We start from the raw sequence: 20,902 nt of genomic DNA, 5'->3' as shown, positions 1-20,902 counted from the left end.
TCCCGGCCCGCTGCTTAGCGTTTGCTGCTATTACATTTCATGGGGCGGTGGCGAGAGGACTTCCCGGTTACCGTTATGACCCGGCGTCGACACGATACTTTGTGCTTCCATCTGCTCAATAATTCGGGCCGCACGGTTATAACCGATACGGAACTGGCGTTGCACCCCAGAAATGGAAGCCCGTCGTTTTTCAACCACGAACGACACTGCCTGATCGAAAAGAGGATCCAGTTCTTCATCAGCATCAAGACCGAGCGCACCGCTTTCGCTTTCCTCACCAGCAGTAATGCTTTCGATATACTGAGGGCGCCCGCGTGCTTTCCAATCCTGTACGACCGCATGAACCTCCTGATCAAGGACAAATGCGCCATGAACACGCATTGGCATTGAGGAGTTCGGCGGCATATACAGCATGTCCCCCATTCCCAACAGCGATTCGGCTCCGCCCTGATCGAGGATCGTGCGGGAGTCGATTTTACTGGAAACGGTAAAGGCAATACGCGTTGGTATGTTCGCCTTAATCAACCCGGTTATAACATCAACAGAAGGACGCTGTGTAGCCAGAACCAGATGGATACCGGCAGCACGCGCTTTCTGCGCCAGACGAGCAATCAGCTCTTCCACTTTCTTACCAACCGCCATCATCAGATCGGCGAACTCATCAACCAATACAACAATGTAAGGCAGTTTTTCCAGCACCGGCGGCGTAGTATCCATGCTGTCACCCGGTTTCCAGAAAGGATCCGGAATAGGACGCCCCATCGCTTCAGCCAGCTTCACTTTCTCGTTATAGCCAGCCAGATTACGCACGCCCAGTGCGGACATCAGCTTATAGCGTCGCTCCATCTCACCGACACTCCAGCGCAGCGCGTTCGCCGCATCCTTCATATCGGTGACCACTTCAGTCAGCAAATGCGGAATGCCTTCGTAAACCGACAGCTCCAGCATTTTTGGATCGATCATGATAAAGCGAACTTCTTCCGGCGTAGCTTTATAAAGCATGCTGATGATCATGGCGTTCACGCCAACAGACTTACCGGAGCCCGTTGTACCGGCAACCAGCAAGTGTGGCATTTTTGCCAGATCCGCCACGACTGGCTGTCCTGCAATATCTTTACCCAGCACAACAGCTAGCGGTGAAGGATTGTCACGGAACTTATCGCACTCAAGTACTTCACGCATGTAAACCGTCTGACGATGCTTATTAGGCAGCTCAAGACCCACGTATGGCTTACCTGGGATGACTTCCACTACACGTACCGCTACGGCAGAGAGTGAACGAGCAAGGTCACGTGAAAGATTAGAAATACGAGCCGCTTTAACACCCGGTGCCAAATCCAGTTCAAAACGTGTGATCACCGGCCCCGGCGAAATACCGACTACTTCAGCTTTAACGCGATAGTCAGCCAGGCGAGCTTCAACCAGTCGAGCGGTTTGCTCCAGGGCAAACATGTCTACGGGCTCAGCTTCTGCTGGCGGTGCCGTCAACAAATCAAGCGTTGGCAATGGCGTAGTCGGTTTTTCCAACGGCTGTTCATGTCGTACCAGGAACGGATGAAACAGGCTGTCGGCCATTGGATTGGCGGCTTCTGGCTGCTGAACCGGGGCTTCCGGCTGGGCAGTCTGCCATGACGGCGCAGCTTGCTGAGCCGGGGCTTCCGGCTGAGCGGCCTGCCACGATGGCGCAGCTTGCTGAACCGGGGCTTCCGGCTGGGCAGCCTGCCATGACGGCGCAGCTTGCTGAACCGGGGCTTCCGGCTGGGCAGCCTGCCATGACGGCGCAGCTTGCTGAACCGGGGCTTCCGGCTGGGCAGCCCGCCATGACGGCGCAGCTTGCTGAGCTGGGGCTTCCGGCCGAGCGGCCTGCCACGATGGCGCAGCTTGCTGAGCCTGCGTCTGTTGTGGAGCATGGCTGTGTTGCTGCCACTGGGGCTGCTCAACAGGCTTAACAGTTTCTTCCGCTACGGCAGATAAGGTAAACAGCGGCTCACTTGGACCATCGTCGACCAGATCGTCCATTGGTGAGAAATCGAATGCGCCCGCAGTATCCAGTTTCAGCGCAGCATTATTTTCCGGCTCTGGCTGCCCGTAACGTTGATTCTGCTGTCCGGCAAACTGACGTGCAAGCTCAGCCTGATGCTGTGCTTCCTCTTCATCTTCCTCAGCGTAACTTTCACCGTAGCGCGTCTGTTGCTGAGCCATGAAAGCCTCGCGCAAATGCGCTTCCTCCTGTACCTGAGCATCCGTATTAGTTTCAACGGCGGCCTGCTGCTGGCGCAGTTCCTCTTCTTTAGCCTTCTCTTCGGCAATGCGCTGTGAAGGAAGTTTGATGCCATAAGAAGCGAGCTCACGGCGTGTAGGAAGCTTTACCGGATTAGGACGAGGTAACTCAGGCCCGATACCTTGCTTAACCTGCGGATTAGCCGCTTCACTGGTTGCGCTGAAGCCCGGCATAAAGGCGCCGGATGCCGCCGCCGCTTTCGCTGCTTCAGCCGTCATGCTGCCCGCCACAATATCTGCTGGCTGAGAAGATGCTGAGGAAGAGAAATCAAACGGTGAGCCTGACGCTTCACGCCAGTTGCCCATGCTCGGACCTTCATCTTCTGCAACCGGCACGGATGGCGCAGGCGTTTCCGCTGGCTCTTCAAACCGGTAAAGCTCTGGCGGCACACTTGCCGTCGCGACCGGAGTCGTTGACGCAGGTTGTTGCGTCGCGACCTGCGTTGGGGTGGAGGCAGAGACAGGTGGAGAGACAGCCTGAGACGCGGCCAGAGCAGGTGCTTCAGGTGCCAGAGGCCGAGCCGTGATAATGGCCGGGGCTTCCGAAGAACGCTGAGCAACAGCCGCAGCAACGGGTTTGCTCAGCAACGGATCGTGGTCATCCTCTTCATATCCTTCTTTATCATCATGAACTTTTTTCGGCGCTGATAACAAAATATCGTGCTCATCGTCATCATGTGCCTGAAGCTTTAATGATGAAGCCGCTTCGTCATGTTCTTGCTCCTCATCATCTTCATGCCACCGCTCGTCATGACGAGACCGGTTGCTGGCAAAGGTCAGAACGCCCATAACCGCAGCGCCGATCTTTTCAGCAATCGTCAACCATGACCAGCCGGTGTAAAGCGTCAGCCCAGCGGCCCAAACGCACAACAGCGTTAACGTCCCGCCTGCGCCATTGAACCAGGGAGCCATAGCATTACTCAGCAGGCTGCCGATGACGCCGCCAGAAGCGAAATACCAGATATCATCTGCATTCAGCGCGGCCAGGCCGCAGGAAGTCACCACTAATGCCAGCACGCCAATCAAACGCAACGCCACGGCAAAATAGTCGATGTAATCCTGAGAATGTCGCTGACGGAACGTGATCCAGCACAGCCCCAGAATAACGGGAGGGATGGCATAGGCCATGACGCCAAAAATGAAAAACAGCGTATCCGCAAGCCAGGCGCCAACGCCGCCGCCCAAATTATGGATAGGTTCATGCCAGGCGGTTTGCGACCAGCTGGGATCGGAAGGATTGAAGCTCAGCAATGCTACCATCAGGTAAACGGCGAAAAGAGCAACAATGATTAATAACGCTTCCAGCAGACGACGCCCACTGCTCAGCGGTTGTAACGAAACTTCTTTATCTTCTGTGTATTCCTGGCTCAAGAGTACTCTCCAGGTGCCTGTAAACTATGAAGGCAACAGCGCCGGGTATGCCCGACGCTGAACCTGTATGAATTCACAGGAGTGTACCGAAAACTACCAGGTTTTGCACCTGCCCTGTGTTACCGCGTTTTAATGACTAAGCGGTTACTTTGCTTCACTTCTTCCATGACCACGTAGGTCCGCGTATCGTTCACGCCAGGCAGGCGTAGCAGGGTTTCCCCCAACAATTTACGGTAGGCAGACATATCGGGTACGCGGGTTTTCAGCAGATAGTCAAAATCGCCTGAAACAAGATGACACTCTTGAGTTTCCTCAAGTTTTTGTACGGCGGCGTTAAATTGCTCAAACACGTCGGGTGCGCCACGATTCAGAGTAATCTCAACGAATACCAGTAGCGATGCATCCAGATAATGCGGGTTCAACTGGGCAGTATAGCCAAGAATAAACCCCTGCCTTTCAAGACGACGCACACGCTCAAGACACGGCGTAGGTGATAAGCCCACTCGTTTCGAAAGCTCGACGTTGGAGATGCGGCCATCCTTCTGCAACTCATTAAGGATATTACGATCGATCCTGTCGAGATCTTTTCCAGGTCGTTTTTTATTGTCTACCATTATTATTGTCTCTCTTAATGCCTTCCCTTTACCTGCCATACTCTGGACGTATTCACTGTACAGAGTTGTTCTAAGTGAAGTCTGGAGCCTGTTGCGAAATAAAACGCCCATCCGCCTGACGCATGCTGTCTGTCCACACCATGCGTCATGACCAATGACAGACTGAGTTTATTCGGCTGATGCGCCAAAACAGGGAAAACCTGCGTTTGCCAGCCTGAATCCTCTCCGCTTCCTACACTGTTTTCGCAAAAGCGCAGCCGATTGTCAAAGCAAAACAACTAAAATCAGTACAACATGCCAGATGTGTCGCTGCGTGACTGTTTTTTAATGGGTATTTTCGCTGAGCTGCACCATCATCTCGCGTTATATGCCCTGTTTTAGCGCAAATTTCCCCGTGATGGTTCAACGGTGAATTGGTTAAACCTTTTGCAGTCATCGTTAACAAAATTGCAGAATGCTTTTTTTGCCGCAGTAAATTCCCTACAATCAAAACAAATGCCAGTCAATCAATGAGGGTCTCATGAGCGTGGCCAAACACAGTAAATTACTTATCCTGGGTTCCGGCCCAGCGGGCTACACGGCTGCCGTCTATGCGGCACGCGCTAACTTAAATCCGGTGCTGATTACCGGTTTGGAAAAAGGCGGTCAGTTGACCACCACGACCGAAGTTGAAAACTGGCCTGGCGATCCGCACGATTTGACCGGGCCGGCGTTGATGGAGCGCATGCAGGAGCATGCGGAAAAATTCAACACCGAGATTATCTTTGACCATATCCATAGCGTCGATTTGCAAAATCGTCCGTTTCGCCTGACGGGTGATAGCGGTGAATATACCGCCGACGCGCTGATTATCGCAACCGGCGCTTCTGCGCGCTATCTTGGCCTGCCATCGGAAGACGCCTTTAAGGGCCGCGGCGTTTCCGCCTGTGCGACCTGTGATGGTTTCTTCTATCGCAATCAAAAAGTTGCGGTAATTGGCGGCGGCAACACCGCTGTGGAAGAAGCGCTTTATCTGGCGAATATTGCAGCTGAAGTGCACCTTATCCATCGCCGTGACAGCTTCCGTGCAGAAAAAATCCTTATTGACCGCCTGATGGAAAAAGTGCGCAACGGCAACATCGTTCTGCATACCAATCAGACGCTGGATGAAGTATTGGGTGACCAGATGGGCGTCAGCGCTTTGCGTTTGCGTTCAGCGCTGAATGATGCACAGACTGAAGAACTTAACGTTGCTGGCCTGTTTGTTGCTATCGGCCACAGCCCTAATACTGCGATTTTTAAAGATCAGCTGGAACTGGAAAATGGTTACATCAAGGTTCAGTCTGGTCTGCACGGCAACGCTACGCAAACCAGCATTCCAGGCGTGTTTGCCGCTGGCGACGTGATGGATCATATCTATCGCCAGGCGATCACTTCTGCGGGAACAGGCTGTATGGCCGCGCTGGATGCTGAACGTTATCTTGACGGGCTAGTTAAAGATTCTCAGTAAGTTGTTAAACGTCTGATTCAATTTTGCCTGAGGCGACCTTCACAGGTCGCCTTTTTCATTTGCAGACTGTATTATCGCCGGTCATTTCCCCTGTTAATTACAAGGTCGTTCGGCGTGTCCCGCGCTAAACTTCCGGCAATGCGGTAAGGCATGGATAAGTCACGACAGCAACAGTTGCTCCGCTGGTTGAAAGACCAGAGCATATATAGCCAGGGCTGGCTTCAGCTTTCACTGTTCTTAGGCATCATCAGCGCGTTGCTGATTCTGTTACAAGCCTGGCTGATGGCTACGCTACTTCAGCGGTTGATCGCCGATCACCTTCCCCGCGAATCCGTTATCCCGCAGTTTATCCTGCTTTTTTCCTGCTTTTTGTTACGCGCCCTTCTCGCCTGGCTACGAGAAAAAGTGGGCTTCGCCTGTGGCAACGTCATCAGAAAAGCGCTGCGGCGTCAGATCCTCGATCGTCTCGACGCTACTGGCCCGGCCACGATCCGCGGCAAGCCAGCCGGGAGTTGGGCCACGCTGCTGCTGGAACAAATTGAAGATATGCAGGATTACTATGCGCGCTATCTTCCCCAAATGCGGCTGGCCGCTATCGTTCCCTGCTTTATTCTGATTGGCCTTGTACCGGTCAACTGGGCAGCCGCCATGATTTTGCTGGTCGCAGCCCCTCTGATTCCCTTATTTATGGTGATGGTTGGTATTGGCGCTGCTGAGGCGAACAGGCGCAATTTCCAGGCGCTGGCAAGATTGAGCGGCCACTTTCTCGATCGCCTTCGTGGTCTGGATACGTTGCGCCTTTTTCACCGGGCTGAAGCAGAAACAGCACAAATTGGCACGGCTTCTGGCGAATTTCGTCAACGTACGATGGAAGTGTTACGGCTGGCTTTTCTCTCTTCCGCTGTACTGGAGTTTTTCGCTTCCATTTCTATCGCGGTCGTGGCGGTTTATTTCGGCTTCTCTTATCTGGGCGAATTAAATTTCGGGCATTACGGTACGGGCGTGACTTTATTTGCTGGTTTCTTTGCGCTGCTGCTGGCACCCGAATTTTTCCAGCCGTTACGGGATCTGGGGACCTATTATCATGCCAAAGCCCAGGCGGTAGGCGCAGCGGATGCGCTTGAACAATTTTTATGTTCGGAAACAAGCGCTGAAGTACCGCAGGGCGTGAGTATTCCAGACTTTAGCCCGGGCCTGAATATCACCGCAGAAGCGCTGGTTATTACTACAGGCGATGGCGTCGTCCTTGCCGGCCCAATGAGCTTCATCTGGCCACACGGGAAACGAATTGCTTTAGTAGGCAAAAGTGGCGCCGGGAAAACCTCTCTGCTTAATGTACTGCTTGGACATCTTCCCTATCGCGGATCGCTACGAATCAACGGCACAGAGTTGCGGGATATCCAGCCGGAATACTGGCAGCAGCAGCTGGCATGGGTTGGACAAAATCCGCATTTACCTGCCGCGACGATAGAAGAGAATATTGCGCTGAATGGCACTGTTGATAGTCAAAAAATGCAGCACGTTTGCCAGCTGGCTGGCGTCAGTGAATTTATTGGCCGGTTTGGTGCCAATACAACGGCGGAGCTTGCTGCTTCACTCTCCGTTGGTCAGGCGCAGCGTATTGCTGTTGCCCGCGCACTGTATAAATCTTGCAGGCTCCTGCTGTTGGATGAACCCAATGCCAGCCTGGACCGCAGCAGCGAACAACGCGTTAATCAGGCTTTACATTATGCCTCTTTTAACCAGAGCACGCTGCTGATCACCCACCAGCTGAACGAGCTGGATCGTTGGGATGAAATTTGGGTAATGCAGGAAGGCAAAATTGTCCAGCAGGGTGTCAGAGAGCAACTGCTACAGGCGTCAGGGCCTTTTGCGGCGCTGGCGTCACGACGTGAGGAGAAAGCTGAATGAGGACGCTTCTGCCCTTTCTGCGGCTCTACCGTCGCCATGTATTTCTTTTGACGCTTGGGGTCGCACTGGCCGTGCTTACGCTGTTAGCCAGTATCGGTCTGCTGACGCTGTCAGGCTGGTTTCTGGCGGCCTGTTCAACAGCTGGCGCCGCAGGGCTGTTTAGCTTTAACTATCTGCTGCCCGCGGCTGGCGTGCGGGGCGCAGCAATAATTCGCACCGCAGCGCGCTATGCCGAACGTCTGGTAAGTCATGAAGGAACGTTTCGCGTACTGGAACACCTGCGGGTATTTACCTTTAGCAAATTCATCCCGCTCTCTCCTGCCGGACTACGCCGTTTCAGTCAGGGCGATCTCCTTAACCGACTGGTTGCTGATGTCGATACGCTTGATCATCTCTATCTGCGAATACTTTCACCGTTGACTGGCGCTTTTGTGGTAATTGTAGCGGTGACAGCGGGCCTGAGCTGCTTTGACGGGCAGCTGGCGATGATCATTGGCGGCATCATGCTGCTGACGCTGCTGCTACTGCCGCCGCTATTTTATTGCGCGGGTCGTAATGCAGGGAACGATCTTACCCATCTGCGAGCGCAGTATCGAAGTCAGTTGACTGGCTGGCTACAAAGTCAGGCTGAACTGAAAATTTATGGCGCAGCGTCCCGCTTTCGTCTTGAGCTGGATAAGACCGAAACGTTATGGCAGCAGGCGCAACGGAAACAGGTGGGCCTGGCGGGCCTGTCGCAAGCTTTGCTGCTGCTCATAACGGGTTTAGTGGTGGTAGTGGTGTTCTGGCTGAGTGCTGGCACTACAGCGAACGCTAATGAACCTGGTGCGTTAATCGCGCTCTTTGTGTTTTGTTCTTTGGCTGCTTTTGAAGCATTAGCCCCGGTTGGCAGCGCTTTTCTGCATCTCGGTCAGGTTATGACTTCAGCACGTCGTGTGGCACAGATCCTGGCGCAAAAACCTGCGGTAACGTTTTCTCGCCCGTTTACTCATAAAACTCACGGTGCCGCTCTTAGCCTGCGTAACCTGAGTTTCCGCTACGATTCCGGCGTCTCTGCAATAGAAAATTTTTCGCTGGAAATTGCCTCAGGCGAACACATTGCGCTGCTGGGCCGAACAGGTTGCGGTAAATCAACTTTACTTCAGCTGTTAACCCGCGCATGGGATCCCGATCAGGGTGAAATCTGGCTTAACGGGCATTTGCTGCCAACATGGGATGAAGCCTCGTTGCGAAAACTGACCAGCGTTGTAACGCAGCGGGTGCATATTTTTAGCAATACGCTGCGTGACAATCTGTTGCTGGCATCGCCTGACAGCAGCGACTCACAACTGACAGAGGTCTTGCAGCGCGTCGGATTGCACACCCTGCTGGAAGATGGTCAGGGTTTGAATAGCTGGTTAGGCGATGGGGGACGCCAGCTGTCAGGCGGAGAACAGCGGCGGCTGGGGCTTGCCCGTGCGTTGCTGCATAATGGTTCCCTGCTATTGCTGGATGAACCTACAGAAGGCCTGGATGCCGAAACAGAGCAGCAAATTCTACAGCTGTTGCAGGAAATAGCGCAGGATAAAACGCTGATTATGGTAACGCATCGCCTGCAGGGATTGCATCGCTTTGACAGAATCTGCGTCATGGATGGCGGCAGGCTGGTGGAGCAAGGAAATCATCTCGAATTAATCTCAAAAGAGAGCCATTACAGCGCCTTCCATCAACGGATTGCGCTATAGTCTACCCTCTCGTTTGACAGAGACAGTGACTATGCGACTGATCCAGCTATCCAGGGAATCACTCAATTTCCCGCCGCCAGAGATGGCGCTGCGTGAACCTAACGGGCTGCTGGCAATGGGCGGCGACCTTAGCGTGCCACGGCTGCTCAGTGCTTACCACCGCGGTATTTTTCCCTGGTTTTCTCCCGGGGATCCTATTCTGTGGTGGTCGCCCGATCCCCGTGCCGTGCTTTATCCGGAAAAATTTCACCTCAGCCGCAGCATGAAACGTTTTCATCAGCGTTCGCCCTATCGCGTCACGCTAAATCAAAACTTTCAGGACGTTATTGAGGGCTGTGCTGCCGATCGCGATGAGGGCACCTGGATTACCCATGACGTCAGGCGCGCATGGATGAAGCTGTTTGATGCTGGTGATGCGCAGTCTGTTGAAGTCTGGCGGGATAATGAGTTGGTGGGCGGCATGTACGGCCTGGCGCTGGGGCAGATTTTTTGTGGCGAGTCGATGTTTAGCCGCAGTGAAAATGCGTCTAAAACGGCGTTACTGGTTTTCAGCCGCTATTTTCAGCAACAGGGCGGCAAGCTGATTGACTGTCAGGTTTTGAATCCTCATACCGCCTCGCTGGGTGCGGAAGAGATTGCCCGGACAAATTATCTGCAACTGGTCAATTCGCTATCAGATTTGGCGCTATCAGCCGACTGCTGGCGGCCACAAACCCTTTTTTAGGGCGATTGCGCGATGTTTTCCACGCAAGTTGGCATAACAGTGATATAATATGCGCGTTTGGTATGTCGTCCGCCCATCGCCTCCTGTTACTGGCGAGCCGGGAGTGGCCTGGCTGGGAATACTTAAGCCCTTGTCTTTTGGTTTTCATTACGCGCAGGAGCGAATGTAGAACCCATTCTTAGCCCGCAACTCTCTCACGCAGACGCCAATACACTACTCAGTTTTAATCGTGAGCTTCTCTGCGCAAAGCGCGTAACAGAGCGGCTGATGCTGGTGAAATCACCAACAATTCTTTACATAATACTTGAAATTCGGCATTATTTGCCGGTTCAAAACTAAGGTTGTAACACCTAGAGGATTCGATGGCCAAAGAAGACAATATTGAAATGCAGGGTACCGTACTGGATACGTTACCTAACACCATGTTTCGCGTTGAACTAGAAAACGGACACGTGGTTACCGCTCACATCTCCGGTAAAATGCGCAAAAACTATATCCGCATCCTGACGGGCGACAAAGTCACTGTTGAGCTGACCCCGTACGACCTGAGCAAAGGCCGCATTGTCTTCCGTAGTCGCTAATTAGCTTATCTGTCGTGTAGCCTGATGTTGAGTCTGCACCTGTAAAAAAGGCCGGAGAATCTCCGGCCTTTCGCATTTTAGCGCTCAGGCTTAATGCACTGAACCTTCCGTTTTGCGCTTCTCCGCACTGAGGAACTGATAGGTCAGCTGGTTCTTCTCTTTATCGAGCGCCACCGCAACCGATCCGCCATCTACCAGAGAACCGAACAGCAACTCGTTCGCCAACGGTTTTTTCAGGTTTTCCTGCACGGTACGCGCCATTGGGCGTGCGCCCATCGCTTTATCGTAACCTTTATCAGCCAGCCAGTTACGCGCTTCATCAGTAACTTCCAGCGAAACGCCCTTCGCATCCAGCTGTGCCTGTAGCTCAACAATAAACTTATCGACAACCTGATGAATAACCACGGCATCGAGATGTTTGAACCAAATGATATTGTCGAGACGGTTACGGAACTCTGGCGTAAAGATTTTTTTGATCTCTTCCATGGCATCGGTGCTGTTGTCCTGTTGGATCAGGCCAATAGACTTACGTTCGGTTTCACGAACACCGGCGTTCGTCGTCATTACCAATACCACGTTACGGAAATCGGCTTTACGACCATTGTTATCGGTCAGCATACCGTTATCCATCACCTGTAACAGCAGGTTAAACACATCCGGATGCGCTTTCTCGATTTCATCAAGCAGCACTACGGCGTGAGGATGCTTGATGACTGCATCCGTCAGCAAACCGCCCTGATCGAAACCGACATAGCCTGGAGGCGCACCAATCAGGCGACTGACGGTGTGGCGCTCCATATACTCGGACATATCAAAGCGCAGCAGTTCGATGCCCAGCGCTTTAGCCAGCTGAACGGTAACTTCTGTTTTACCGACGCCCGTTGGGCCAGCAAACAGGAAAGAACCGACAGGCTTACGATCCTGGCCCAATCCCGCACGACTCATTTTAATCGCTTCGGTTAAGGCTTCGATCGCATTGTCCTGACCGAACACCAGCATTTTCAGGCGATCGCCAAGCGTTTTGAGCGTATCGCGATCGGTTGCAGAAACACTCTTTTCAGGAATACGCGCGATGCGGGCAACAACGGATTCAATATCCGCAACGTTAACCGTTTTCTTGCGTTTACTGACCGGCATCAGACGCGCGCGAGCGCCAGCCTCATCGATCACGTCAATAGCTTTGTCAGGCAAGTGACGATCGTTGATATATTTGACTGCCAGCTCCACGGCAGCACGAACCGCTTTGGCGGTATAACGAACGTCGTGGTGCGCTTCGTATTTCGGCTTCAGGCCGTTAAGGATCTGTACCGTTTCGTCGACCGAAGGTTCAGTAATATCAATTTTCTGGAAACGACGCGCCAGCGCGCGGTCTTTTTCAAAAATGTTGCTGAACTCCTGATAGGTGGTTGAACCCATCACGCGGATTTTACCGCTGGAGAGCAGCGGCTTGATCAGGTTAGCGGCATCCACCTGCCCGCCGGACGCGGCACCTGCGCCGATGATCGTATGAATTTCATCGATAAACAGAATGCTGCTGTTGTCCTGTTCAAGCTGTTTTAGCAGCGCTTTAAAACGTTTTTCAAAATCGCCGCGGTATTTGGTACCGGCTAACAGCGAGCCAATATCCAGCGAATAAATCGTGGCGTCCTTCATCACTTCCGGCACGTCGCCCTGCACGATACGCCATGCCAGACCTTCAGCAATGGCCGTTTTACCCACGCCGGACTCACCCACCAGCAGCGGGTTGTTTTTGCGGCGGCGGCAAAGAACCTGAATCGTCCGTTCCAGCTCTTTATCGCGCCCGATCAGCGGATCGATACCGCCTACGCGAGCAAGCTGATTAAGATTGGTGGTGAAGTTTTCCATACGTTCCTCCCCGCCTGCTTGCTCTTCGTTAACTGGATTTTCTGCACCCGGTGCCTGACCGGGTTCATCTTTGCGCGTGCCGTGCGAAATAAAGTTCACCACATCAAGACGGCTGACTTCATGTTTGCGCAGCAGATAAGCGGCCTGCGATTCCTGTTCGCTAAAGATCGCGACCAGGACGTTAGCGCCAGCGACTTCACTGCGTCCGGACGACTGCACATGGAATACGGCACGTTGCAGAACGCGTTGGAAACTCAGCGTGGGCTGAGTATCGCGCTCTTCTTCGCTAACCGGTAACACTGGCGTTGTCTGTTCGATGAAGGCTTCAAGTTCCTGTCGCAGAGCAACAATATCAACCGTGCAGGCTTCAAGTGCCTCACGGGCCGATGGGTTACTGAGCAGCGCCAGTAACAAATGCTCCACGGTCATAAACTCGTGTCGGTGCTCGCGCGCTCTGGCGAAAGCCATATTTAAACTGAGTTCCAGTTCTTGATTGAGCATAGACACTTCCCCCAATAGATCGCCTTATTCAGGCTTTTTCCAGCGTACACAGCAACGGATGTTCATTTTCCCTGGCGTACTTGTTTACGTGAGCGACTTTGGTCTCTGCCACTTCGGCAGTAAAAACACCGCAGATCGCCTTTCCCTGATAGTGGACCGTGAGCATCAGTTGCGTTGCACGTTCAACATCATAAGAAAAGAACTTTTGCAGCACGTCAATAACAAATTCCATAGGTGTATAATCGTCATTATTAAGAATAACTTTATACATCGAAGGTGGCTTAAGGCCTTCCCGAAGTTTGTCATCTGCAAGATGTTCAAAATTAAGCCAATCGTTAGTGTTTCCCATACATACCCGATCTGAAAACGTTGCTCGCTTGCGCCAGACTAACACTACTAAGGGTAAGTTTAACACGCCCAAAATGCTGGTCAGCGCCAATGAATTTCTGACTCAAAGTGCCACTACGCGACCTTCATCACAAAAACGGCAATAGCGTTAACTGCCTCAAATTTTGGTGATTTCGTCCTCGCCTGGACACGCCATTTGCTTGACGCTCAATGCCATTTCTCTACAGTACAGGCATAAGCTGAATGCGTTGTAACCAGCTTTGAGGCTAACGCCTCGCCAACCCACTCATTTGAATGTCTTGCGAGGGATGTAGAAGCATGGAGACGGGTACTGTTAAATGGTTCAATAACGCCAAAGGCTTCGGCTTTATCTGTCCGGTCGGTGGCGGCGAAGATATTTTCGCTCATTATTCCACTATCCAGATGGACGGCTACAGAACGCTGAAAGCCGGGCAGCAAGTCCAGTTTGATGTGCATCAGGGGCCGAAAGGCAATCACGCCAGCCTTATCGTTCCTGTGGAGACCGCGGTGGCAGTCAGTGCCTGACCGTCTCTTCACTCATTCTGACCAACCTTGCGATAAAATGCCAGCCAACCGCGCTGGCATTTTTATGGGTAACAATTACCAACACTAGTAAAATGGAGCCGTCCTGTCATTTTTCAAGGCGTGTTTACATGAAATTAATTTCCTTAAAATTTTTTCATACGGCGTCAGGACGGCCCGCGATGAAGCCTTTACTCAATAAAAAAACTCCGCGAGAATAGCGCCTTACCTTCCTTTTGCCATGGATGACCCGCCGCATGTACTCCGGATTACTGATCATTCTGATTCCGCTGATCGTTGGCTATTTATTACCGAAAAATGCTGCCCTGATTACCATGGTCAACAAAGTATTGAGCTGGATGGTTTATATCATCCTGTTTTTCATGGGGATCAGCCTGGCTTTTCTGGACAATCTGGTCCATAACCTGCTTTCAATAGTGCAATATTGCCTGGTGAGCGCGGCCTGTATCCTGCTATGTAATCTGTTAGCGCTGCGCCTGTTGGAAAATCGCCGTCCATGGCAGCACAATCATCGTCTGGAAGTGCTTCCTTCAAGATTACAGATGGCGCTGGAATCGCTGAAACTCTGCGGCGTCGTCGTTCTCGGTTTCGTCACAGGTCTCAGTCACTGGGGACCGTTGTCTTACGCCTCCACCGCCAGTGAATATGCGCTGCTTTTTCTGCTGTTTCTGGTGGGTGTGCAGCTGCGTGGAAGTGGCATGACACTCAAACAGATTGTGCTCAACCGGCGCGGAATGATTGTGGCCTTTATGGTCTTTATGAGCGCGCTGGTCGGCGGCGTCATTGCCGCGCTAATGCTGAATTTACCGCTCAGAACCGGTCTGGCGATGGCCTCCGGCTTTGGCTGGTATTCCCTTTCCGGTATTATGATGAGCGGCGCTTTCGGCCCGGTCATTGGCAGCGCGGCATTTTTCAACGATCTGTTGCGCGAGCTGATGGCGATTATGTTTATTCCAGCGCTCATATCCCGGCATCGCTCAACCGCGCTGGGCCTGTGTGGGGCAACCTCAATGGATTTCACGCTGCCGGTGCTACAGCGTAGCGGTGGCATGGAAATTGTCCCAGCGGCTATCGTACATGGCTTCATTCTCAGCCTGCTGGCCCCGGTGTTAATTGCGTTCTTTGCGGCTTAACGCGTTTAGTTTTACGCCAGGTTACACTTCTTTTACCCACTCGTGCAGAGCGGTGGGTTCATTGTTGCAAAACCAGAGCCACCTGGCGTGGCTTTGGGAGAGTTGCACTCTTTACCGGGAAACTGTCCGTTAGCATCCGCTCGCCCTTCTCTCAGCCTCGACTATGCTTTTTGCTGAAGATCATCTTGCCATCGGGACGATGACCCTTTCACTGCATAAAAAGGAGCCAGAGATGAAACAAACTGTAGCTGCACTGGTAGCAAAAACACTTGAAAACGCCGGCGTTAAACGCATTTGGGGCGTCACCGGGGATTCACTTAACGGCCTGAGCGACAGTCTGAATCGCATGGGCACCATCGAATGGATGCCAACTCGTCATGAAGAAGTGGCCGCTTTCGCCGCGGGCGCTGAGGCGCAGATCAGCGGTGAGCTGGCCGTTTGCGCCGGGTCCTGTGGGCCGGGCAACCTGCATCTGATCAACGGGCTGTTTGACTGCCATCGTAACAACGTGCCGGTACTGGCCATTGCCGCCCACATTCCTTCCAGCGAAATCGGCAGCGGCTATTTTCAGGAAACGCATCCGCAGGAGCTGTTCAAAGAGTGCAGCCATTACTGTGAACTGGTATCCAATCCGGAACAGTTGCCGCAGGTGTTAGGCATTGCGATGCGCAAAGCTATCCTGAACCGTGGCGTTTCCGTGGTGGTCCTGCCCGGCGATATAGCGCTGCAACCGGCTCCTGAGGGCGCCAGCGCCGAATGGTATCCGCCTCAGCAGCCGTTAGTTTTACCGGCTACAGGCGAGCTGACCAAGCTGGCGCAACTGCTCAATGAATCAAAAAACATCACCCTGATGTGCGGCTGTGGCTGCGCAGGCGCTCATCCTGAACTGGTGAAGCTGGCGGAAACGTTAAAAGCACCCATTGTTCATGCGCTGCGTGGCAAAGAACACGTTGAATATGACAATCCTTACGATGTGGGAATGACCGGGCTGATTGGCTTCTCTTCCGGTTTTCAGGCCATGATGAACGCTGATACCGTCGTGCTGCTTGGCACGCGCTTCCCCTATCGCGCTTTTTATCCTGAAAAAGCGAAGATCATTCAGATCGATATCGATCCCGGCAGCCTCGGCTCTCACTGCCATGTCGATATGGCACTGATTGGCGATATCCGAACCACGCTGCTTGCCTTGCAGCCGCTGCTGGAAGTGAAACAGGATCGGGATTTCCTCGACAAAGCGCTGAAGCACTATCAGGAAGCCAGGAAGGATCTTGATGACCTGGCCACGGCCAATGATAAACAGGCGATTCACCCGCAGTATCTGGCGCAGCAGCTCAGCACGTTTGCCAGTGACGACGCGATCTTCACCTGTGACGTCGGCACACCGACCGTCTGGGCTGCACGTTATCTGAAAATGAACGGCAAGCGCCGCCTGATCGGATCGTTCAACCATGGCTCGATGGCCAACGCAATGCCGCAGGCGCTCGGTGCGCAGTCAATTGACAGACAGCGCCAGGTTATCGCGATGTGCGGTGATGGCGGTTTTTCAATGCTGATGGGCGATTTTCTCTCCGTCGCTCAGCTGAAACTGCCGGTCAAGCTGGTCGTCTTTAATAATAGCGTACTGGGCTTTGTAGCGATGGAGATGCAGTCCGGCGGCTATCTGACCGACGGTACAGCGTTGCAAAACCCAAGCTTTGCTGCCATTGCCAATGCCTGCGGCGTGAAAGGCATTCGTGTGGAGCGTGCTTCCGATCTGGATGCCGCAATCCAGGAGATGCTGGCCCACGACGGCCCGGTATTACTGGACGTGGTGACGGCCAGTGAAGAACTGGTGATGCCGCCGCAGATTAAAATGGAGCAGGCAAAAGGCTTTAGCCTGTATATGCTGCGCGCGTTGATCAACGGCAGGGGTAATGAAGTCGTTGAGCTGGCAAAAACCAACTGGCTACGGTAAAACCATTGTGGGTCTTTTGTTACGGGCGCTGCGGCGTCCGTTTTTATAAGAGGAACGCAATGGTGATCGATTTACGCAGTGATACAGTTACTCGTCCCAGCGCCGCGATGCTGTCAGCAATGATGTCGGCGGAAACGGGCGACGATGTGTACGGCGATGACCCGACGGTCAACGCGCTGGAAGCGAAAGCGGCAACGCTCAGCGGCAAAGCCGCAGCCCTGTTTTTACCTACCGGTACGCAAGCTAATCTTGTCGCCCTGCTCTGCCACTGCCAGCGTGGCGAAGAATATATCGTTGGGCAACTGGCCCATAACTACAAATACGAAGCGGGCGGCGCAGCCGTATTGGGCAGTATCCAGCCGCAGCCAATCCTTGCCGCAGCAGACGGCACCTTGCCGCTGGACGTTGTCGCGCAGTTTATCAAACCCGATGATTTTCATTTCGCTATGACAAAGCTGCTCAGTCTGGAAAACACCCATAACGGCAAAGTTTTGCCACTCAATTATTTACGGGATGCCTGGAACTTTACCCGTGAACGCAAGCTTGCGCTGCACGTTGACGGCGCACGCATTTTCAATGCTGCGGTTGAGCTGGGCGTCGAACTGGAAGAACTAACCCGTTATTGCGACACGCTAACTATTTGCCTGTCAAAAGGATTGGGTACCTCAGCCGGTTCGCTGCTGTGCGGCTCTGAAGCGTATATTCAGCGGGCGCGGCGCTGGCGCAAGATGACCGGCGGCGCAATGCGTCAGACGGGCATTCTCGCTGCCGGTGGCCTGTACGCGCTGGAACACCATATTGCGCGACTAAAAGATGACCATAACAATGCCGCCTGGCTGGCCGGACAGCTGAGAGAGATTGGCGTCGATGTTTCCCGTCAGGATACCAATATGGTGTTTGTACGCCTGCCGGAATCACAGGTCGCACCGCTGAAAGAATGGATGCACAGCAAAAACATTTTGCTCAGTACCGGTTCGGTGACTCGCCTGGTAACGCATCTGGACGTGGATCGTCATGCGCTGGAAACGCTGGTAAGCGAATGGGAAGCATTTTTGGCTAGTCCGAACCGTACTTCTCCAGCAGCGCGCGCGCAATAGCCTCGCTTTCGGCATCGGCCAGACCGCAATAATCCGCCGGACGGAAATGCATTTGAAATGCCGCAATGACTTTTTGCTGCTGTTTTGCGCTCATGTCCGGCGTGACTTCATAGCCATAACGCGCCAGTAATGATAACAATACCGCCGGATCGATCGGCTGCTCCGGCGCTCTTCCTGCCAGATAATAATCAACGCGCTTGCCGTCAGGCCAGGCACCGATGCCCTGCTGAGACAGCCAGTGCCAGGGAAACAGCGGCCCGGGATCCTGCTTACGCTGCGGCGCAATATCGCTGTGACCCACAACGTTCTGCGGCAGTAAAGCATAGCGCTGTACGATGTCGTGCATTAACGGAAGCAGCACGCTCATCTGCGGCGCGCTGAAGGGATACCAGACGCGTTCACCGGCGTGCCCCCTGTATCCGCGGTTTTCCAGCTCAATGCCAACAGAAGTATCGTTCAACCGCGTTGCGCCTCGCCAGAAGCTGATCCCTGCATGCCATGCAAGCTGAGATTCTGGCACCAGACGTAATACCACAGGCAGCTTGCCCTGCTCTTGTGGCTGCGCCGGAATCAGATAATGCGCGCTCACTTCGCGATCGGTCAGCGTTGCCAGCGAACTGGGAAAATCTTCCGCCGTGTAATGGATGACCAGCACTTTTATGCGCGGTCGCGCGCCCCAGGCGGGATGGGTGGTATCCACCACGTAGCCGTGATGTTTTTCCAGTCCTGACGGCGCACAGGCGCTTAGCAGCAGGGCGGCTGCAAGCGCGAACATCAGACGCATCAGCGACGCGTTTTTACAGCAGTGCCGCTGACGCTGACCATCAGCATGCTGCTGTCTTTGCCAACCGTCTCGTAATCGATATCAATACCGACCACTGCATCCGCCCCTAACGCTTTTGCCTGGTCTTCCAGTTCCGCAAAGGCGATTTGGCGTGCTTTACGCAATTCTTTCTCATAGGCGCCAGAGCGGCCACCAACGATATCGCGGATCCCGGCAAAAAAATCGCGAAAGATGTTCGCGCCAAGAATCGCTTCACCGGTGACAACGCCGCAGTATTCGGTAATCGGCTGGCCTTCCAGCGTTGGGGTAGTAGAAAATTTCATCGCGTTTCCTCCTGAAAGTTGAGTGTAGCCCTTGTAGTCAAGCAGAGCGGCTATACTTTATGCTAAAAATCGTCATCCAGAAACCATAAGGAAATCAAGATGAAAATCCAGCTTGCCGCACTGGCTCCGCTGGCGCTGCTGCTCAGCGCCTGTACCACGGTACAACCCGCTTACAAGGACATTGGTAGCCGTACCGGCCCGTGCGTCGATGGCGGCCCGGATTCTGTTGCACAACAGTTTTACGATTTACGCACTGAACAGCCGACACAAGGACTGCCAAATGCTCAACAGCTGGCAAAATATCGCCCTTACCTGAGCGGTAAACTTTATCAAACGCTGCTGGCCGCCAATAGCGATCCGAAAAAGGAAAGCCAGTTAAATCAGGGCGATCTTTTTTCCAGCCTGGCAGCCGGACCTGACTCAGCCAGCGTAGCGGATTCATCGACCATTCCTAATACTGACGCGCGTAATATTCCCCTGCGGGTGAACCTGAGCCGCGATGGCAACCCACCGTGGCAGGATGAAGTGCTGATGGTACGGGAAGGGACGTGCTGGACCGTAGATGATATCCGTTATGCCAGCCCGAACCCGCATCTTGACGGCGGCTCCCTGAGTCAGCGTTTGCTGAAGTAAGAGACTCGGCACGGGCTATCCAGGGCCCGTGTCGCTTTTTTCCCGTCTCGTCTCGCGCGCGTCTTAACATTTTTGTCGCCTGACAAACCACTACTTATACCGTTGTGCTCACCTTAGCTGATGTATTTTCACCCGATTCACGCCATTTTGTGCTAGCCTTTAACAATATTCACGGTCAGAAACGAATTTTTCGCCACGATGATTGCATAAGTATGCCGTCAACGTTACCATTCGCAGCATCAATTGCTATTCACTTTTTGCGCATGAGTATTCAACTTAACGGTATTAACTGCTTTTATGGCGCCCATCAGGCGCTGTTTGACATTCAACTGGCGTGCCCCGAAGGCGAAACGCTGGTTCTGCTGGGTCCAAGCGGTGCCGGTAAGAGCTCTCTGCTGCGCGTTTTAAACCTGCTTGAGATGCCGCGATCCGGTACGTTGGGCATTGCGGGTCATCATTTTGACTTCAGCAAAAAGCCAGGCGACGCCGCCATCCGTGAACTGCGTCAAAACGTCGGCATGGTCTTTCAGCAATACAATCTCTGGCCTCACCTGACGGTGAAGCAAAACCTGATTGAAGCGCCCTGCCGCGTACTGGGTCTGAATAAAGAGTTAGCCCATGCCCGCGCCGATAAACTGTTGGACCGTTTGCGTCTGACCAAATTTGCCGATCGTTTTCCACTGCATCTTTCGGGTGGTCAGCAGCAGCGCGTCGCCATTGCCCGTGCGTTGATGATGGAGCCTGCGGTGTTGCTGTTCGATGAACCTACCGCCGCGCTGGATCCTGAGATCACCGCTCAGATTGTTTCGATCATTCAGGAACTGGCCCAGACCAATATTACTCAGGTGATTGTCACCCACGAAGTCGAAGTGGCGCGTAAAACCGCCAGCCGCGTAGTGTATATGGAAAATGGTTACGTGGTTGAACAGGGTGATGCCAGCCGCTTTACACAGCCGCAAACCGACGCGTTTGCTAATTATCTATCGCACTGATGCAGGACATAAT

The 20,902-nt window shown here is 53.3% G+C and carries 17 protein-coding genes; 11 read left to right on the top strand and 6 right to left on the bottom strand.

The window, feature by feature from the left end:
• Nucleotides 1-30: 30 nt before the first annotated feature.
• Both AAGQ96_RS07055 and lrp read right to left on the bottom strand, forming a co-directional pair.
• A complete protein-coding gene (locus AAGQ96_RS07055; protein WP_342755144.1) occupies nt 31-3,651 on the bottom strand; it encodes a DNA translocase FtsK 4TM domain-containing protein in 3,621 nt (1,206 codons plus the stop codon).
• Between the two features lie 119 nt (nt 3,652-3,770).
• Nucleotides 3,771-4,265 carry a leucine-responsive transcriptional regulator Lrp gene (lrp, locus tag AAGQ96_RS07050; protein ID WP_006118610.1) on the bottom strand — a complete coding sequence of 165 codons (495 nt, stop codon included), beginning with the start codon at nt 4,263-4,265 and terminating at the stop codon, nt 3,771-3,773.
• Nucleotides 4,266-4,785: 520 nt separating this feature from the next.
• Between lrp and trxB the strand changes: the two genes are divergently transcribed.
• The 5 genes from trxB to infA all read left to right on the top strand — a co-directional run bounded on the left by trxB (nt 4,786) and on the right by infA (nt 10,694).
• The gene (trxB, locus tag AAGQ96_RS07045; RefSeq protein WP_342755143.1) at nt 4,786-5,754 is read left to right on the top strand and encodes a thioredoxin-disulfide reductase; all 969 of its coding nucleotides are present in this window, start codon (nt 4,786-4,788) and stop codon (nt 5,752-5,754) included.
• A 150-nt stretch (nt 5,755-5,904) separates the two neighbouring features.
• Entirely contained in the window at nt 5,905-7,665 is a 1,761-nt protein-coding gene (cydD, locus tag AAGQ96_RS07040; RefSeq protein WP_342755142.1) for a cysteine/glutathione ABC transporter permease/ATP-binding protein CydD, read from the top strand.
• Nucleotides 7,662-9,389 (top strand): cysteine/glutathione ABC transporter ATP-binding protein/permease CydC, encoded by a 1,728-nt coding sequence (cydC, locus tag AAGQ96_RS07035; RefSeq protein WP_342755141.1) that lies wholly within the window; start codon nt 7,662-7,664, stop codon nt 9,387-9,389. The genes cydD and cydC overlap by 4 nt, the downstream gene beginning before the upstream one ends.
• 31 nt (nt 9,390-9,420) lie before the next feature.
• Complete coding sequence (aat, locus tag AAGQ96_RS07030; RefSeq protein ID WP_147196591.1) at nt 9,421-10,113, top strand: leucyl/phenylalanyl-tRNA--protein transferase; 693 nt, start codon at nt 9,421-9,423, stop codon at nt 10,111-10,113.
• Between the two features lie 362 nt (nt 10,114-10,475).
• Entirely contained in the window at nt 10,476-10,694 is a 219-nt protein-coding gene (gene infA, locus AAGQ96_RS07025; protein ID WP_002211347.1) for a translation initiation factor IF-1, read from the top strand.
• 90 nt (nt 10,695-10,784) lie between these two features.
• Here the strand turns inward: infA and clpA are convergent, their stop codons facing one another.
• Both clpA and clpS read right to left on the bottom strand, forming a co-directional pair.
• A complete protein-coding gene (clpA, locus tag AAGQ96_RS07020) occupies nt 10,785-13,061 on the bottom strand; it encodes an ATP-dependent Clp protease ATP-binding subunit ClpA (protein WP_147196589.1) in 2,277 nt (758 codons plus the stop codon).
• Between the two features lie 28 nt (nt 13,062-13,089).
• The gene (clpS, locus tag AAGQ96_RS07015; protein ID WP_147200561.1) at nt 13,090-13,410 is read right to left on the bottom strand and encodes an ATP-dependent Clp protease adapter ClpS; all 321 of its coding nucleotides are present in this window, start codon (nt 13,408-13,410) and stop codon (nt 13,090-13,092) included.
• 317 nt (nt 13,411-13,727) lie between these two features.
• Between clpS and cspD the strand changes: the two genes are divergently transcribed.
• The 4 genes from cspD (at nt 13,728) to ltaE (ending at nt 18,157) form a co-directional block, all read left to right on the top strand.
• On the top strand, nt 13,728-13,955 hold the full coding sequence (gene cspD / locus AAGQ96_RS07010; RefSeq protein ID WP_147196586.1) for a cold shock-like protein CspD: 228 nt from the start codon (nt 13,728-13,730) through the stop codon (nt 13,953-13,955).
• A gap of 254 nt (nt 13,956-14,209) precedes the next feature.
• A complete protein-coding gene (locus AAGQ96_RS07005; RefSeq protein ID WP_342755140.1) occupies nt 14,210-15,106 on the top strand; it encodes a lysine exporter LysO family protein in 897 nt (298 codons plus the stop codon).
• Between the two features lie 232 nt (nt 15,107-15,338).
• The gene (gene poxB, locus AAGQ96_RS07000; RefSeq protein WP_342755139.1) at nt 15,339-17,060 is read left to right on the top strand and encodes a ubiquinone-dependent pyruvate dehydrogenase; all 1,722 of its coding nucleotides are present in this window, start codon (nt 15,339-15,341) and stop codon (nt 17,058-17,060) included.
• A gap of 62 nt (nt 17,061-17,122) precedes the next feature.
• On the top strand, nt 17,123-18,157 hold the full coding sequence (gene ltaE, locus AAGQ96_RS06995; RefSeq protein WP_147200560.1) for a low-specificity L-threonine aldolase: 1,035 nt from the start codon (nt 17,123-17,125) through the stop codon (nt 18,155-18,157).
• Here ltaE and AAGQ96_RS06990 read toward each other — a convergent pair.
• Complete coding sequence (locus tag AAGQ96_RS06990; RefSeq protein WP_342755138.1) at nt 18,117-18,941, bottom strand: N-acetylmuramoyl-L-alanine amidase; 825 nt, start codon at nt 18,939-18,941, stop codon at nt 18,117-18,119. The genes ltaE and AAGQ96_RS06990 overlap by 41 nt on opposite strands.
• Nucleotides 18,941-19,264, bottom strand: a complete 324-nt coding sequence (locus AAGQ96_RS06985; protein WP_147196578.1) for a heavy metal-binding domain-containing protein — start codon at nt 19,262-19,264, stop codon at nt 18,941-18,943. Before AAGQ96_RS06985 ends, AAGQ96_RS06990 begins: the two co-directional genes overlap by 1 nt.
• 99 nt (nt 19,265-19,363) lie before the next feature.
• Between AAGQ96_RS06985 and AAGQ96_RS06980 the strand changes: the two genes are divergently transcribed.
• Nucleotides 19,364-19,897 carry a lipoprotein gene (locus AAGQ96_RS06980; protein ID WP_147196576.1) on the top strand — a complete coding sequence of 178 codons (534 nt, stop codon included), beginning with the start codon at nt 19,364-19,366 and terminating at the stop codon, nt 19,895-19,897.
• Between the two features lie 263 nt (nt 19,898-20,160).
• Nucleotides 20,161-20,889, top strand: coding sequence for an arginine ABC transporter ATP-binding protein ArtP (gene artP, locus AAGQ96_RS06975; RefSeq protein WP_147200559.1), 729 nt, complete (start codon nt 20,161-20,163; stop codon nt 20,887-20,889).
• Nucleotides 20,890-20,902 lie beyond the last annotated feature (13 nt).

The organism is Pantoea sp. MBD-2R (assembly GCF_039134845.1).
Taxonomy (GTDB): domain Bacteria; phylum Pseudomonadota; class Gammaproteobacteria; order Enterobacterales; family Enterobacteriaceae; genus Erwinia.
This window is presented reverse-complemented; position numbering and strand designations above follow the sequence as displayed.